Source organism: Serratia sp. BNK-12, assembly GCF_047456085.1.
GTDB classification, from domain to species: domain Bacteria; phylum Pseudomonadota; class Gammaproteobacteria; order Enterobacterales; family Enterobacteriaceae; genus Serratia; species Serratia liquefaciens.
In genome coordinates, this window is sequence record NZ_CP179896.1 from 1,891,399 (window position 1) to 1,905,035 (window position 13,637).

16 protein-coding genes are annotated in these 13,637 nt (G+C 56.2%); 5 read left to right on the plus strand and 11 right to left on the minus strand.

Going from position 1 to position 13,637, the window contains the following annotated elements; all coding sequences use genetic code 11:
* The 3 genes from ACMGG1_RS08615 to ACMGG1_RS08625 form a co-directional block, all read right to left on the minus strand.
* Positions 1-597 carry a SatD family protein gene (locus ACMGG1_RS08615; protein WP_046373221.1) on the minus strand — a complete coding sequence of 199 codons (597 nt, stop codon included), beginning with the start codon at positions 595-597 and terminating at the stop codon, positions 1-3.
* A gap of 114 nt (positions 598-711) precedes the next feature.
* Positions 712-1,176 carry a DMT family transporter gene (locus tag ACMGG1_RS08620; protein ID WP_048760333.1) on the minus strand — a complete coding sequence of 155 codons (465 nt, stop codon included), beginning with the start codon at positions 1,174-1,176 and terminating at the stop codon, positions 712-714.
* A 5-nt stretch (positions 1,177-1,181) separates the two neighbouring features.
* Positions 1,182-1,637 carry a DMT family transporter gene (locus ACMGG1_RS08625; protein WP_048760330.1) on the minus strand — a complete coding sequence of 152 codons (456 nt, stop codon included), beginning with the start codon at positions 1,635-1,637 and terminating at the stop codon, positions 1,182-1,184.
* Between the two features lie 106 nt (positions 1,638-1,743).
* On the opposite strand from ACMGG1_RS08625, the gene ACMGG1_RS08630 reads away from it, so the two are divergent.
* Positions 1,744-2,661 carry a LysR family transcriptional regulator gene (locus ACMGG1_RS08630; protein ID WP_414161300.1) on the plus strand — a complete coding sequence of 306 codons (918 nt, stop codon included), beginning with the start codon at positions 1,744-1,746 and terminating at the stop codon, positions 2,659-2,661.
* Positions 2,662-2,741: 80 nt separating this feature from the next.
* Here ACMGG1_RS08630 and ACMGG1_RS08635 read toward each other — a convergent pair whose 3' ends face one another.
* The gene (locus ACMGG1_RS08635; RefSeq protein ID WP_020827564.1) at positions 2,742-2,921 is read right to left on the minus strand and encodes a hypothetical protein; all 180 of its coding nucleotides are present in this window, start codon (positions 2,919-2,921) and stop codon (positions 2,742-2,744) included.
* 252 nt (positions 2,922-3,173) lie between these two features.
* Between ACMGG1_RS08635 and ACMGG1_RS08640 the strand changes: the two genes are divergently transcribed.
* The 3 genes from ACMGG1_RS08640 (at position 3,174) to arsC (ending at position 5,307) form a co-directional block, all read left to right on the plus strand.
* A complete protein-coding gene (locus ACMGG1_RS08640; RefSeq protein WP_020827563.1) occupies positions 3,174-3,503 on the plus strand; it encodes a metalloregulator ArsR/SmtB family transcription factor in 330 nt (109 codons plus the stop codon).
* A 67-nt stretch (positions 3,504-3,570) separates the two neighbouring features.
* Positions 3,571-4,854 carry an arsenic transporter gene (locus ACMGG1_RS08645; protein ID WP_414161301.1) on the plus strand — a complete coding sequence of 428 codons (1,284 nt, stop codon included), beginning with the start codon at positions 3,571-3,573 and terminating at the stop codon, positions 4,852-4,854.
* Positions 4,855-4,875: 21 nt separating this feature from the next.
* Positions 4,876-5,307 (plus strand): glutaredoxin-dependent arsenate reductase, encoded by a 432-nt coding sequence (arsC, locus tag ACMGG1_RS08650; protein ID WP_130016351.1) that lies wholly within the window; start codon positions 4,876-4,878, stop codon positions 5,305-5,307.
* A gap of 5 nt (positions 5,308-5,312) precedes the next feature.
* Here arsC and pcaD read toward each other — a convergent pair whose 3' ends face one another.
* From pcaD to ACMGG1_RS08670, 4 genes are read right to left on the minus strand one after another with little or no spacing between them, the layout of a single operon-like run.
* Positions 5,313-6,083, minus strand: coding sequence for a 3-oxoadipate enol-lactonase (gene pcaD / locus ACMGG1_RS08655; RefSeq protein WP_128865366.1), 771 nt, complete (start codon positions 6,081-6,083; stop codon positions 5,313-5,315).
* Positions 6,084-6,096: 13 nt separating this feature from the next.
* Positions 6,097-7,299: a 3-oxoadipyl-CoA thiolase gene (pcaF, locus tag ACMGG1_RS08660; protein WP_187961598.1), complete on the minus strand. Its 1,203-nt coding sequence runs from the start codon at positions 7,297-7,299 to the stop codon at positions 6,097-6,099.
* Complete coding sequence (locus tag ACMGG1_RS08665; protein ID WP_122079721.1) at positions 7,277-7,957, minus strand: 3-oxoacid CoA-transferase subunit B; 681 nt, start codon at positions 7,955-7,957, stop codon at positions 7,277-7,279. Before ACMGG1_RS08665 ends, pcaF begins: the two co-directional genes overlap by 23 nt.
* A 9-nt stretch (positions 7,958-7,966) precedes the next feature.
* Positions 7,967-8,653, minus strand: coding sequence for a 3-oxoacid CoA-transferase subunit A (locus ACMGG1_RS08670; protein ID WP_122079720.1), 687 nt, complete (start codon positions 8,651-8,653; stop codon positions 7,967-7,969).
* Between the two features lie 241 nt (positions 8,654-8,894).
* Between ACMGG1_RS08670 and ACMGG1_RS08675 the strand changes: the two genes are divergently transcribed.
* Positions 8,895-9,728: an IclR family transcriptional regulator C-terminal domain-containing protein gene (locus ACMGG1_RS08675; RefSeq protein ID WP_122079719.1), complete on the plus strand. Its 834-nt coding sequence runs from the start codon at positions 8,895-8,897 to the stop codon at positions 9,726-9,728.
* A 54-nt stretch (positions 9,729-9,782) separates the two neighbouring features.
* Here the strand turns inward: ACMGG1_RS08675 and ACMGG1_RS08680 are convergent, their stop codons facing one another.
* From ACMGG1_RS08680 to ACMGG1_RS08690, 3 genes are all read right to left on the minus strand, one after another.
* Positions 9,783-10,739, minus strand: a complete 957-nt coding sequence (locus ACMGG1_RS08680) for a Dyp-type peroxidase (RefSeq protein WP_414161302.1) — start codon at positions 10,737-10,739, stop codon at positions 9,783-9,785.
* Positions 10,740-11,462: 723 nt separating this feature from the next.
* Entirely contained in the window at positions 11,463-11,813 is a 351-nt protein-coding gene (locus ACMGG1_RS08685; protein ID WP_130016348.1) for a hypothetical protein, read from the minus strand.
* Positions 11,814-12,069: 256 nt separating this feature from the next.
* A complete protein-coding gene (locus ACMGG1_RS08690; protein ID WP_130016347.1) occupies positions 12,070-13,287 on the minus strand; it encodes a M24 family metallopeptidase in 1,218 nt (405 codons plus the stop codon).
* Positions 13,288-13,637 lie beyond the last annotated feature (350 nt).

The following is a 13,637-nucleotide window of genomic DNA, read 5'->3' on the forward strand; positions in this document are numbered from 1 at the left end:
TCAGGTGATCCTGTTAATCGCGTGAATAAATCGCATAATTTCCTCGTAGGCCGCGCGTTTCAGCGTAGCAGAAACGGTGGAGGCGGCCTTTTGCAGCTTTTCCGCTACCTCTTGGCTGGTGTCGGCGAAGAAACGTGCCTGGACGACCTGCGCTTCGGTCTGTGAAAGGCGGCTAATCACATGATCTAACATCGGCAATAGATCGCTGACAATGGCATTTGTCTGCTCATTGTCATTTTTCAGAGCCAGTCGGCAATTTTTCATCAAAGCGTCCAGGGCCTGGCCAGAATTCACAAAGGCGCTGCCATAACCGGCGGTTTGTCCCTGGTCGCTGCCGAGGCCAACGGCGATGCGGGCATCCCAATGGCGTGAGTCCATCGCTCTAAGCGCAATACGGATATACACCGCCAGCAGCAAACCGGATTGCGGTTCGGCCACCGCTTGAAAAGCATCGCCACGGAAAATCTCGAATCGCTCAATAAGCGTAGCCCGTTGCAATTGACTCAGCAGGGCATTTAACCCGGTAATGTAGTGAGTGGTGTCTAATTGCCGTGAATTGACCAGATCGCCGGTGATCACGCTAACTTGTGCTGGCATCTCTTTTTCTACTCTGAAGCGGGAGTTATCAGTAAATTTCGCACCTCAAGGCGAATATGTCAATAATTCGTATCTGAGTGCGAATATGGTAAATATTCGTCTCTCAAGGCGAAATCAACTCCGCCGCTGAATAGGCTCAAGCATCAGCTTAAGCAGCGATTTCTCCATCCGGGCGACATAGACGCCCAGCAGGATCAGCCCCACGCCCAAGATCTGCGCGCTGATGGTATCGCCACTGTCGCGCAGGCGGTCGATAACCACGCCTGCCAGCATTTGGCCACTGATAATCAGTAGTGCGGCGCGCAGGGTGCCGAGACGCGGCAGAACATAGCTATTCAGCGCGACAAACAACGCCCCGATGACACCGCCAAGGTAGGCACCCCACGGGGCCTGGCCGAAGGTTGCACCGTTGACGCTGCCGGTTGCCACCAGCAGCAGGCTGAGGAACAAAAAACCGACGATATGATTGCAAAGTGAGGCATGAAAAGCGCCACGATCCAGCGCCAGACGACCGTTGATTGCGCGGCTGAGGCCGATACAGACGCCGTTGAGTAGAGCAAGGACTATCAGGGTAAACATGGGCGTTACCTCAGGAAAATGAGCAGAGCGCAGCCGCAGAGGATCAGCAGCGTGGCGACGATATCGTTGAGACTCAAACGGCGTTTAAGCGAGCCAAACCAGCCGCAGCTGTCGGCGAGCATGCCGAACAAAACCTGACCGGTGAGCATCAGCGCCAGGCTGCCGGAAAGCGCCAGCGGGCTGTTGACCGTAATGGCGGCCAGCACCACCGTCAGGGCACCGGGCAGACCGCCCAAATAAGCCCAGCGAGGCGTCCTGGCCGATGAGGGCGCGCGGCGCGGGGAACGACGGTTCAGCAGGAGCAGCAGCAACCAGGCGGTGATGGCGCCCATACCGTGAGCCAACCACGAGGCCAGCAAGGGGGAGTTATAGCTGGCCAGCAGGCTGTTGATGGCAATCATCAGGGCCAATAGGGCACCGGCGCCCAGCGCCAGCAGAGGATCGGAAAAACGTTCACGCATCAGGGTTTCAACTTCAAAATTAATTTGAAGAGCAGCCTATATTGTTTTTGTTTAAAGCTTAATCCACTAAAATGGAAACTCATTGTTGAGAAAAAGTTGACTGATAATGAACGATCGCTTTGCAGCAATCCCGGTATTTGTGGCGGTGGTGGAATGCGAAAGCTTTTCTGCCGCCGCCGAGCGACTAGGCATCACCAAATCGGCAGTAAGTAAACGCATCACCCAGCTGGAACGCTCGCTGGGCGTGCAATTATTGCAGCGAACCACCCGCAGTTTGAGCCTGACCGAGGCCGGTGAGCAGTATTTTGGCTATGCACGCAATGCCTGTGCCGTAGCGCAAGAGGGAGAGGATGCGGTCACCCGTTTGCAGGGACAGCCTCAGGGCTGCCTGAGGATCAGCGTACCTATGGTGTTTGGTCGTTTGCATATTGCCCCGTTGATCCCCCGTTTCCTGGCAGCTTATCCGGCGGTGGAGATCAACATGATGATGGATGACCAACTGGTCGATTTGGTCGAAGGGGGCTATGACCTGGCGATCCGCATCGGTCGACTGGCCGACTCGAGTCTGATAGCCCGGCGTATTGCGCCGTGCAACAGCGTCTTGTGCGCAGCACCCTCCTATCTGGCGCGCTGTGGAACACCGACGGACATGGAGCAATTAGCGAAGCATAACTGTTTGTTTTACAGCTATTTCCGCGGGGGGAGCGAATGGCAGTTCGACGGGCCTGCGGGGGCTGTACGTTTCCAACCCAGAGGCAATTACCAGGTGAATAACAGCGAGGCGTTGCGTGAAGCGTTGATCGCCGGTTTGGGGATTTGTCAGATGCCGACTTTCATCGTTGGAGACGATATTGCGCAGGGGCGACTGCTTGAGTTGATGCCGGACTATCGGCTGCCCGAGCATGCCATTTATGCCGTCTATCCACAGCGCAAATACTTACCAGCTAAGGTATCGGCCTTTGTCGATTTTCTGCTGGCTCAGCTCGGAGGAGAGCAGCCTTATTGGGATACCCCGGATCGGTGATAACACCCCGTCGCCATTCGACCGGGAATACGCGTGCCTACAGGTACGCCACCGGCGAAGGGAGATTAAGGTGCGGGGTGTTAGAAACTTTTCACCAGCACTTCGCGCGGCTGTTCGTTGCCGTGCTTCAACAGATAGTCGAAAGATTTCTCGCTACTTTTCAGCTGCTGCAGAAATTCCTGCGGTGACAGGTCGTGTTTTTTGCCGCTCATATAAGCCAGCGCCAGTTCTTTTGCCTGATAACGTGAGAAGTTGTACATAAGAGCCCTCTAAACGGTGGATTTCACGCTAGAGATTGTAACGAAAGAGCACATAATGAACAGTCGCTTTGGCGTATGGAATCAATAGCTGAAACTTAACTCAGGCTGAGTGAGCGTTTTCACCGGACCATCGCGAAAGTGAGCCATTCTGCGCAATCTTCACAAACCTTAATATTCACTAATTCATATATGTTTCTTGGCGTTTTTTCTCCTTCGGCTTATGATGGCGGTTATCGTAAAAGGAGGATCCCCATGACATCACTGACGCCACTGGCATTGTTTAAAAATCTGTCGGAGGAAACTCGCCTCACGCTGGTGCTTTTGCTGCGCCAGGCGGGTGAGCTATGCGTGTGCGAATTGGTCAGCGCATTGGAGGAATCGCAACCCAAAGTTTCTCGTCACCTCGCGATGTTACGTGAAAGTGGTCTGCTGATCGATCGTCGCGAGGGCAAGTGGATTTACTACCGCCTGTCGCCGCATATGCCGGCCTGGGCGGCGGCAATCATCGAACAGGCTTATCTTAGCCGGCAACAGCAGGTGACCGAGCTGGCGCAGCGCGCGTTAGGGGCGGTCTGCCGGTAACGCTAAAAAATTTAAACAAACACATTCGAAATAACATATATATGATGCGAGAGACTAAGGAGTTGTGATGGTGTTGGCAGGGGCAATATTTATCCTGACGATCGTTTTCGTGATCTGGCAGCCGAAAGGCTTGGGCATAGGCTGGAGTGCCTGTTTCGGCGCGCTGTTGGCATTGCTGACCGGTGTGGTACAGGTCGGCGATATTCCGCTGGTCTGGCAGATCGTCTGGAACGCCACCGCGACCTTTATCGCGGTGATCATTATCAGCCTGCTGCTGGACGAGTCCGGCTTCTTTGAATGGGCAGCGCTGCATGTTGCGCGCTGGGGCAAGGGCAAAGGGCGCTGGTTGTTCACCTATATTGTGCTGCTGGGCGCCGCGGTGGCGGCGTTGTTTGCCAATGACGGGGCGGCGCTGATCCTGACGCCGATAGTGATTGCGATGCTGCTGGCGTTGGGGTTCAGTTCAGGGGCAACGCTGGCCTTCGTGATGGCGGCGGGATTTATCGCCGATACCGCCAGCCTGCCGCTGGTGGTGTCCAATTTGGTAAATATCGTCTCCGCTGATTTCTTTCAACTGGGTTTCACGCAGTATGCGGCGGTGATGGTGCCGGTGAACCTTGCCGCCATTGTTGCCACGCTGGTGATGTTGCACCTGTTCTTCCGCAAGGACATTCCGCGCAGCTATGACCTGAGGTTGCTGCGGCCACCGCGTGAGGCCATTCGCGATTTGCCGACGTTTAGAGCCGGTTGGGGCGTATTGGTGCTGCTGCTGGTGGGGTTTTTTGGGCTTGAGCCGCTGGGCGTGCCGGTTAGCCTGGTCGCCGCCGTTGGTGCGTTAATCCTGCTGCTGGTGGCGAAAAAGGGGCAGGCCATCGACACTGCTAAAGTGTTGCGGGGCGCCCCCTGGCAGATCGTGGTCTTCTCTCTCGGGATGTATCTGGTGGTCTACGGGCTGCGTAATGCAGGGCTGACCGATACCCTGGCCGGTGTGCTTGATTTTTTGGCCGAACGCGGAATTTGGGCAGCTACGCTGGGCACCGGTTTCTTGACGGCATTTTTGTCCTCGGTGATGAACAACATGCCGACGGTGTTGGTGGGGGCCTTGTCGATTGACGGCAGCAATGCCGAAGGCGTAATTAAACAGGCAATGATTTATGCCAATGTCATAGGCAGCGATCTTGGGCCGAAAATTACGCCGATCGGTAGCCTGGCCACGCTGCTGTGGCTGCACGTATTGTCGAAGAAAAGCATCGTCATAAGCTGGGGATACTATTTCCGGGTCGGGGTAGTGATGACCCTGCCGGTGCTGTTGGTTGCGCTGACCGCCCTGGCCCTGCGCCTGTCGCTTTAGCCATAACTCAGAGAGAACGCCATGAGTAACATCAAGATTTACCACAACCCGGCTTGCGGCACATCGCGCAATACGTTAGCACTGATCCGCAACAGTGGTGTGGAACCGACGGTGATTTTGTATCTGGAGACACCGCCCGACCGCGAGCAATTGATCGGGCTGATTGCCGATATGGGAATATCTGCGCGAGCCTTACTGCGTAAAAACGTCGAGCCTTATGAATCGTTGGGGCTGGCAGATGCAGGCTGGAGTGACGAACAATTGATCGACTTTATGTTGCAACAGCCGATATTGATTAATCGACCTATTGTGGTGACACCCTTGGGCACCCGTCTGTGTCGACCGTCGGAAGCCGTGCTGGATATCCTGCCGGATCCGCAGCAGGGCTCTTTCACCAAGGAAGACGGTGCACCAGTGATCGATGCGCAAGGGCGGCGAGTAGCCGACCAATAACCGACTTAGCCGGCCGAACGTTCCTCAGTCAGGAATTCGATCACGCTGTGGCTGAACAGTTGCGGACAGGCGAGGTTGGAGATATGCGAAGCCGGCAGCCGCTGCAGTTCCGCGTGCGGGGCGTTGGCCACCAGAAACTCGGCGTCCGCGACGGTGGTTACCGGATCAGCGTCTCCGGCGATCACCCGCATCGGCCGGCTCATGGAAACCACGTCGGCGCGTAAATCCGCCACTGACAAGGCATCGCAGCAGGCGGCGTATCCTTCGGGGTTACCGGCCGCCAGAGCGGCGACCAGGGAGGCAACCTGCTCAGGATGATTTTGCAGAAAGGCTTCGGTGAACCAGCGGGCGGGGGAGGCGGCGGCAATCGAAGACAACCCTTGGCTACGCACCTGCTGCGCTCGCTGTTGCCAGCCTTCGGCATTACCGATGCGTGCGGCGGTATTGGCGACCACCATCCGCGTGATGCGCTGCGGGTGGTAACGGTTAAGCCACAGACCGGTCAGGCCGCCCATTGAAATGCCGCAGAAATGGGCGCTGGCTACGTCCAGATAATCGAGCAGGGCGATCACGTCCTGGCCGAGATCCTCAAGCCGTAACCGTGGGGTAGACAGCGGCGTGGCACCGTGTCCGCGTTGGTTATAACGCAATACCCGAAAGTGTTCGCTCAGTGCCAACAGCTGCGGTTGCCACAGATCGAAGGTGGTGCCCAGTGAGTTGGACAGTACCAACAGCGGCGCAGCCGCGCGGCCATCAAGACGATAGTCGATATCCATCCTTGTCCCCTTTTCACACCCGCTCGATAATCAGCGCAATACCCTGGCCGACGCCGATACACATGGTGCATAGGCCATAACGCCCACGCGTGTTCTGCAATTGCCAGGCCGCGTTCATCACCAGCCTGCCACCGGAGGCGCCCAGCGGGTGACCCAGAGCGATGGCGCCGCCGTTAGGGTTGACCTGTGCGGCATCGTCGGGGAGTCCCAGCTCACGGGTCACTGCCAGCGCCTGCGCCGCAAAGGCCTCATTAAGCTCGATCACGTCCATCTGATCCAGGCTTAAACCGGAAATTTTCAGCACCTTGCGAACCGCTTGCGCCGGGGCAAAGCCCATGATCGACGGCTCAATACCGGTAACGGCGCTGGCAACAATGCGCGCCATGGGCTGCAGGCCGTGGCGGGACAGCCCGGATTCGCCGGCCAGCAGCAGCGCACAGGCGCCGTCGTTTAGCCCGGAGGCATTGCCTGCGGTGACGGTACCCTGCGGATCCACTACCGGTTTCAGTTTCGCCAATGCCTCCATCGTGGTAGCGCGAGGATGTTCGTCTTGCGTGAATAGCTGCGGCTCGCCTTTTTTCTGTGCGATGCTGACATCAATCAGTTGGTCGGCAAAAAAGCCGCTTTCCTGAGCGGCGGCGGTGCGCAGTTGGCTGCGCAGGGCGAAAGCATCCTGATCCTGACGGGAAATATTGAACTTCAGGGCGACGTTTTCGGCGGTTTGCGGCATCGAATCCACACCGTACAGCGTTTTCATCTGCGGATTGATAAACCGCCAGCCCATGGTGGTGTCTTCCAGTTTCATCGCCCGGCTGAAAGCGCTTTCCGCCTTGCCCATGACGAAGGGCGCGCGGGACATGCTCTCTACGCCACCGGCAATCATCAGTTCGCTTTCACCTGTTTTTATCGCGCGCGCCGCCATCGCTACCGCATCCAGGCTGGAGCCACACAGGCGATTAAGGGTGCAGCCGGGGATTTGTAGCGGCAGGCCTGCCAGCAGTAACGCCATGCGCGCCACGTTACGGTTGTCTTCGCCAGCCTGATTGGCACAGCCAAGCAGCACATCATCCACTGCGGCCCAGTCCAGCTGCGGGTGTCGAACCTGCAGCGCTTTCAGCGGCAGAGCGGCCAAATCGTCGGCGCGAACGGTTGCCAGGCTCCCGTTCAATCGGCCAAAAGGCGTGCGGACGGCGTCACACAGATAGGCTGGATTCATGGGGATGTTCTCCGTGCTGAAGGGCAAAGGTCAATTCGACCGGGGTGACTTCCTGCAGCTGTTCCGGGGTCAGACCGCCGAATATTTCGCGGACCACCAGGCCTTGCGGGGTCACGTCCATCACCGCCAGATCGCTGTAGATGCGATCGATGCAGCCGACGCCGGTCAATGGATAAGTGCAGTGGCGGACAATTTTGCATTCCCCTTTTTTGGTCAGGTGCTCGGTCATCACAAACACCTGGCGGGCGCCAATGGCCAAATCCATCGCGCCGCCTACCGCCGGAATGGCTCCTGGGGCACCGGTGCTCCAGTTAGCCAGATCGCCCCGTTCGGAAACCTGATAGGCACCGAGCACGCAGATATCCAGGTGGCCACCTCGCATCATGGCGAAGGAGTCGCCGTGATGGAAAAAACAGCCGCCCTTGAGCAGGGTGACCGGCTGCTTGCCGGCATTGATCAGTTCGGGATCCTCCTGGCCCGCCGCCGGTGCCGGGCCCATGCCGAGAATACCGTTCTCGCTGTGCAGAAAAATCTCTTTATCCGCCGGCAGGTAGTTGGCGATCTGCGTGGGAATGCCAATGCCCAGATTGACGTAGGCGCCTTCCGGGATATCGCGCGCAATGCGTTCTGCCAACTGTTGATGAGTAAGTTTGGTCATGGAGAGCCCTTAAGCCGAAAGCTGCGCAGGATGGTCAGGCGTGGTCACCAGGCGCTGTACGAAGATCCCTGGCGTAATGATGTTTTCAGGATCCAGTTCGCCCAGCGGCACCATGCGATTAACTTCAGCAATGGTGCAGGTGGCGGCCATGGCCATGATCGGCCCAAAGTTGCGCCCGGTTTTGTTATACCGCAGGTTGCCCCAGCGATCGGCCTGTTCGGCCTTGATCAGGGCGAAGTCCGCCCTCAACGGCAGTTCGAACACGTAGTGCCTGCCGTCGATCTCGCGGGTTTCTTTGCCCTGCGCCAACTCGGTGCCGTATCCGGTGGGTGTGTAAAACCCACCGAGCCCGGAACCGGCAGCCTGGATGCGGGCCGCCAGATTACCCTGTGGGATCAGTTCCAGCTCCAGTTCGCCGCGGCGGTAAAGGTCGTCAAATACCCAGGAGTCCGACTGACGCGGGAATGAACAAATGACCTTGCGTACACAACCGGCCTTCAGCAGCGCGGCCAGGCCAAAGTCGCCATTGCCGGCGTTGTTGCTGATCAACGTCAGCTCGCGTGGGCAGCGCCGAATCAGTGCATCCAGTAGCGCATAAGGCTGACCGGCGGGGCCAAAACCGCCGACCATAATGGTCGAGCCGTCGGGGATATCGGCGACGGCGGCGTCTACGGACGCCACGCTTTTATCGATCATCTGCTCTCCTGAGTACGCTAAGAGTCTCTCAGCGTGACGCTGGTGGGTCTGGATCCACCTTAAGCGAGGAAAAATGCAGCGACAAGTGCGAATATCAGCTGTTTGTGCGATTATCGAATCGATGGTGATTTGCCTGTCAATTCTGTGACGCAGATAACTAAATCGCTATTGGATGCCAGACAAAGCAGCATCGCGGCGCCACAGGCTTATAATGCCAAAGTTTATTGAATCGGAGGTCCGGATGGGCGATGAGTCGGAATTTGGCGCTGGAGAACTGCGCCGGCTGCAGGAAATCGGGGATTTAAGTAACGATCAGTATAAAGGCGATCCCAATTTTATGGCGTCGCTGGCCAGGGGGTTAGAGGTGTTGCAGGCCTTCCAGCCGCAATATTCGCAAATGTCGGTTTCTGAAATCAGCCACATTACCGGTATTCCCCGTGCGGCGGTGCGCCGCTGCCTTTACACTCTGCGCGCCCTCGGCTTTGTCCATTGCCCCGACGGTCGGCATTACCGGCTGTTGCCGCGGGTTCTGACTATCGGTCACGCCTATCTTTCCTCATCCGAATTGGCGAAAGCGGCACAAAACTCGCTGGACTATCTCAGTAAACTGCTGAATGAATCCTGCTCGGTAGCGACCCTGGACGGTGACAATATTCTGTATATCGCCCGTGCTTCGGTGAAGCGCATCATGACCATCGATCTGGGACGGGGCAGCCGTTTGCCGGCCTACGCGACGTCAATGGGATTGGTTTTACTCAGCGCGCTGGACGAAGCGCAGTTGGACGATTATCTGTCGCGGGTCACCTTCGAACCGCTGACAGAGTTTACCGTGGCCAGCGCTGAGCAACTGCGTGAACAGCTGGCCAAGGTGCGTCGTCAGGGGTATGCGATTAACGATCAACAGTTAGAAATAGGCTTGCGTTCGATCGCAGTGCCGATGCATTCACGCAAGGGCGGCGTAGTGGCGGCGATGAACGTAGGGGTGAATGCCTCGCAAATTTCGTCGGCGGAATTGCGTGAGCGTGTGCTGCCGCAGTTGCAGCGTACGGCAATGGAGCTGGCACTGCTGCTGTAGTCGGGAGCACTGACCCCGAGTCCGCGCTGGGATCAGTCTCCCTGCTTTTAGCGATTATTGCGGGCCGTTACGCTCAGCCAGGGCTTCCAACAGGGTTGCCGAAGGCGTAAAGAACAGGCTGCCGGTGACCGCGCGGCTGAAATCCAGCAGGCGATCGTAGTTGCCGGCCGGCCGACCTACAAACATATTCTCCAGCATTTGCTCGATTGGCTGGGGGTAGCGGGCGTAGCCGATAAAGTAAGTGCCGAATTCGCCCATGCCGGGTTTGCCAAACGGCATGTTGTCACGCAATATTTTGACTTCATTGCCGTTTTCATCGGTCAGCGTCGTCAGGGAACTGTGGGATGACGAAGGCTTGACGTCCTCATCCAGTTCAATATTGGATTGCTTGTGGCGACCAATAATGCGCTCTTGCGTTTCGACGCTCAGTGAGTTCCAGCCTTTCATGTCGTGCAGGTATTTTTGTACCAGCACGTAGCTGCCGCCGGAAAAACCGGCGTCTTCCTCGCCAATCACCGTGTAGTCGAAGGCTTCGTGTCCCTCGGGGTTTTCGGTGCCGTCGACAAAGCCAATCATTGCCCGCTGGTCGAAATAACGGAAACCGTGCACTTCCTCTATTACCGTCACGGCATCGCCAAGCTTGTTCATCAACTGTGTGGCGAGTTCGAAGCACAAATCCATCTCGTCGGCGCGAATGTGCAGCAGGATATCGCCAGGGGTCGAAACGGCAACGCGGTCGCCGGCGCCTATCTCACGAAAAGGATGAAGCAGCGCCGGGCGGGGCTGGCCGAACAGCCGATCCCAGGCCGAAGAGCCAAATCCGCAGACGCAGGACAGATTGCCCGCTGGGGATCTTTTACCGACGGAACGAATTACGCCGCTGATATCCGCGCACCAGCCACGCACCGCAGCGAGCTGCGCAGGGTTGGCGGATAAAGTCGCGACCAAAAAAATGGCGTGGCGTGTAACGGGGCTGAAGACAGCCTGGGGGTGTTGATTTTGGGTAGTCATAGCATCCAGTGCCGAGGAGAGTCAGAGCTTAAAACTAATCTATTTTAGCGGTCACGCCAACTGATTAACCCCAGTTGACGTGTGGAGTCGCAGAACGGCGATGGCGAATAAAAAAATCGCTATCGGCGCAGGTAAGATTACGCCAGGCAAGCGTCAGGCAGAAGTCCCTCTGCCGTTAAGGCGTTCAATTCCTTCAGCAAGCTGAAAGTCAGTTTCATGTGTTTACGATCTATCGGGCTGCCATTTTGGCGCGCGTGGCGCAAAACAGCGGTGAGCTGGAACTGTTACCGTCGCATTTTAATCTGCCGACGAGGGCCTTATCGGTGGACATTTATGACCCGGCACCGCCGAAGAGGATTATTCAGGACACTAGTAGGGAATAAGGCGGCAGGGAAATCACTGCCGCCTCGCATTAATGAAGAAGAACATTGTGGTAAAGAACAGAAAGATCAGCTTCCCCTGAGTGGTCTGCCGAAAATGAATTTAATTATTAAGTAAATAAACCTTACCAAGGCCACACCGCAGCCAATTGATACTAACAGGACGGAAATTCCCCTCGGCGCGGGATACCATGTTGAAAAGCCTACTCCGGCCCCGCTTAGCAAGGATGAAGATAAAAATATACCCATGACAACTGATATTATTTTTAGCGCTTTATTATTCATGTGATCACCTGAGAACGGCGAAAGGTCAGCCCGTTGTTATTTTCGTTAAGGTTAATGCTTACCAGGAACACTTGCCGCCGGCACTTGACCCGCATTTATTCCCGCCTTTCCCCATGCCTACGTTACCGCCGCCCCTGCTGGCATCTTTAAAACAGCCGCCGGTCACCGCACCGCCAACCAACCCCATCGCCGCCCCGGGTAATCCGCCGAATGCCCCTAAGGCCGCGCCGGCCACCATGCCATTGATGCAGTCTTCCGAGGTGTTTTTAGCATAGTAATCGCCAGAACGTCCCTGCTTACCACCGTTGTTTTTCCCTTTATTCCTGCGGCTATTATCCGCACGGTCGCCGCCATTGTTGCCGCGACCGCCGGCGATAGTCTCTAATAGCGCAGAATCAATTGTTTTCATAACTCACTCCTTTTTAATTTATGATTTTTTATTATATCTTTCCTTGAGGAACGATTAATTATTAACTCAATTCATTTGTCATATCAACCGTTATTTCATTCTTGGGTTACGGTGGCGTTATAAATTAATGATTATATTAACCTGAAAAATTAAATAAGGTGACTAAATTAAATCGATATTAATAACCACTATTTTTATGGCAGGGTTAATCTTTTAATTCGGGCGGCATCGCCGCCCGAAGGGGGGATCAGGAGTCTCAACCAAAGGGGGCATCAATAGATTTCGCCGGCGCGGTAAACCAGCGCGCTCCGTCTTTGGTGACGTAGAAATGATCCTCAAGGCGAATGCCGAACTCGCCCGGCAGGCATAGCATGGGTTCGATGCTGGCGCACATGCCCACGTCGAGCGGCTCCTGCTGCTTGCGGATCAGATACGGCGCTTCATGAATGTCCAGCCCGATACCGTGCCCTGTGCGGTGCGGCAGCCCCGGCAGCTGATAATCCGGCCCAAAACCATGAGAAGCCAGCGCTTCGCGCGCGGCGTCATCCACTTTATGGCAGGGCACGCCGGGCGCGATTACAGCAAATGCCGCAGCCTGCGCATCATGTTCAGCCTGCCAGGCAAAGCGTTGGCGCGGGTTGGCTTCGCCGTAGACATAAGTTCGGGTGATATCGGACAGGTAGCCCTTGTAGCGACAGCCGGTATCCAGCAGCACGACATCGTTATGTTGCAGCGGGTTGGGGGCTTTAACGCCATGAGGAAACGCGCTATCGGATCCGAACAGTGCAATGCAGAAGTAAGAACCGGTGGTGCCCATTTTGCGATGGGCCTGATCGACAAACTCGACCAGCTCTCTGGCGGTGATCCCTGGGCGCAATATGCTTGCCGCCGCCTGTTGGACCCGCAGGGTAATGTTATTCGCGGTTTGCATCAGCGCAATTTCGGCCGCCGATTTGCGGCTGCGGCAGTACCCGGTGATCGGCAGGGCGCTGACCAACTTTATTTCACCGGCATGCTGTTGCAGGCCGAGGAACAGCGTGACCGACGCGGTTTCGCAAATGGCCACTTTGAGTTGGCGGCCCGAACCCGTCAGCCCACGCGCGGCCAGTACGGTGAAGAACAACCGATAGGGATCTTCTTCCTCATGCCAGCTAAATATCTCCCCCTCAATCACCTGCGCGTCCTTGAACGTGCCGATCTCAAACCAGGGCGCAATATAGGCGATTTCCCCCTCGGCCGGGATCACCGCGCCCACCATACGTTCGCTGGGCGACCAGGCGGTACCGGTAAAATAGAGCAGGTTGCTACCGGCATTGAGGTAGCAGGCGTCAATGCCGTTGTCGCGCATCAGGCGCTGCGCGTGCTGAATGCGTTGCCGGTATTCCACCGCGGCGATTTCAGGCGGGTTGTCCGTGAGCGGTTGCAGCTGTTCCAGGGCCTGTTGTGGCGTACTACCGCCAATGCCTGTAGCCATGTGTTCTCCTCGCGTGATGTTAATGTCAGGGCCAATGTCCCCGCGCGTCAAACTTTCATCATAAATAAAGCGCGGCAGGAATACTTGGCTCCAATAGGGAGTAAAAATGACGATTACGGCACAGTTTCTGTTTTCTGCGCCGCTATAGCGCCAGAGGGCCCTGAGAGTTTGGTTCAAAGGGCGTCATTCGCAGACTGAAAATTATTATTTTCACCATAATTAACACTTAACTCACTGTAATTAAATATGAATGCAATAACGCATCAATGTGATGCAAAAACGCTCTTGTAAATAATGATTAGCGTTGCTAATTCTTAATGCCCATGCATTAAAATTGTTTATGATAAATT

What these genes read in the sequence shown, in the direction of transcription:
- ACMGG1_RS08615 (WP_046373221.1), bottom strand. Translation starts at nt 597, where the DNA reads ATGCCAGCACAAGTTAGCGTGATCACCGGCGATCTGGTCAATTCACGG.
- ACMGG1_RS08620 (WP_048760333.1), bottom strand. Translation starts at nt 1,176, where the DNA reads ATGTTTACCCTGATAGTCCTTGCTCTACTCAACGGCGTCTGTATCGGC.
- ACMGG1_RS08625 (WP_048760330.1), bottom strand. Translation starts at nt 1,637, where the DNA reads ATGCGTGAACGTTTTTCCGATCCTCTGCTGGCGCTGGGCGCCGGTGCC.
- ACMGG1_RS08630 (WP_414161300.1), top strand. Translation starts at nt 1,744, where the DNA reads ATGAACGATCGCTTTGCAGCAATCCCGGTATTTGTGGCGGTGGTGGAA.
- ACMGG1_RS08635 (WP_020827564.1), bottom strand. Translation starts at nt 2,921, where the DNA reads ATGTACAACTTCTCACGTTATCAGGCAAAAGAACTGGCGCTGGCTTAT.
- ACMGG1_RS08640 (WP_020827563.1), top strand. Translation starts at nt 3,174, where the DNA reads ATGACATCACTGACGCCACTGGCATTGTTTAAAAATCTGTCGGAGGAA.
- ACMGG1_RS08645 (WP_414161301.1), top strand. Translation starts at nt 3,571, where the DNA reads ATGGTGTTGGCAGGGGCAATATTTATCCTGACGATCGTTTTCGTGATC.
- arsC (WP_130016351.1), top strand. Translation starts at nt 4,876, where the DNA reads ATGAGTAACATCAAGATTTACCACAACCCGGCTTGCGGCACATCGCGC.
- pcaD (WP_128865366.1), bottom strand. Translation starts at nt 6,083, where the DNA reads ATGGATATCGACTATCGTCTTGATGGCCGCGCGGCTGCGCCGCTGTTG.
- pcaF (WP_187961598.1), bottom strand. Translation starts at nt 7,299, where the DNA reads ATGAATCCAGCCTATCTGTGTGACGCCGTCCGCACGCCTTTTGGCCGA.
- ACMGG1_RS08665 (WP_122079721.1), bottom strand. Translation starts at nt 7,957, where the DNA reads ATGACCAAACTTACTCATCAACAGTTGGCAGAACGCATTGCGCGCGAT.
- ACMGG1_RS08670 (WP_122079720.1), bottom strand. Translation starts at nt 8,653, where the DNA reads ATGATCGATAAAAGCGTGGCGTCCGTAGACGCCGCCGTCGCCGATATC.
- ACMGG1_RS08675 (WP_122079719.1), top strand. Translation starts at nt 8,895, where the DNA reads ATGGGCGATGAGTCGGAATTTGGCGCTGGAGAACTGCGCCGGCTGCAG.
- ACMGG1_RS08680 (WP_414161302.1), bottom strand. Translation starts at nt 10,739, where the DNA reads ATGACTACCCAAAATCAACACCCCCAGGCTGTCTTCAGCCCCGTTACA.
- ACMGG1_RS08685 (WP_130016348.1), bottom strand. Translation starts at nt 11,813, where the DNA reads ATGAAAACAATTGATTCTGCGCTATTAGAGACTATCGCCGGCGGTCGC.
- ACMGG1_RS08690 (WP_130016347.1), bottom strand. Translation starts at nt 13,287, where the DNA reads ATGGCTACAGGCATTGGCGGTAGTACGCCACAACAGGCCCTGGAACAG.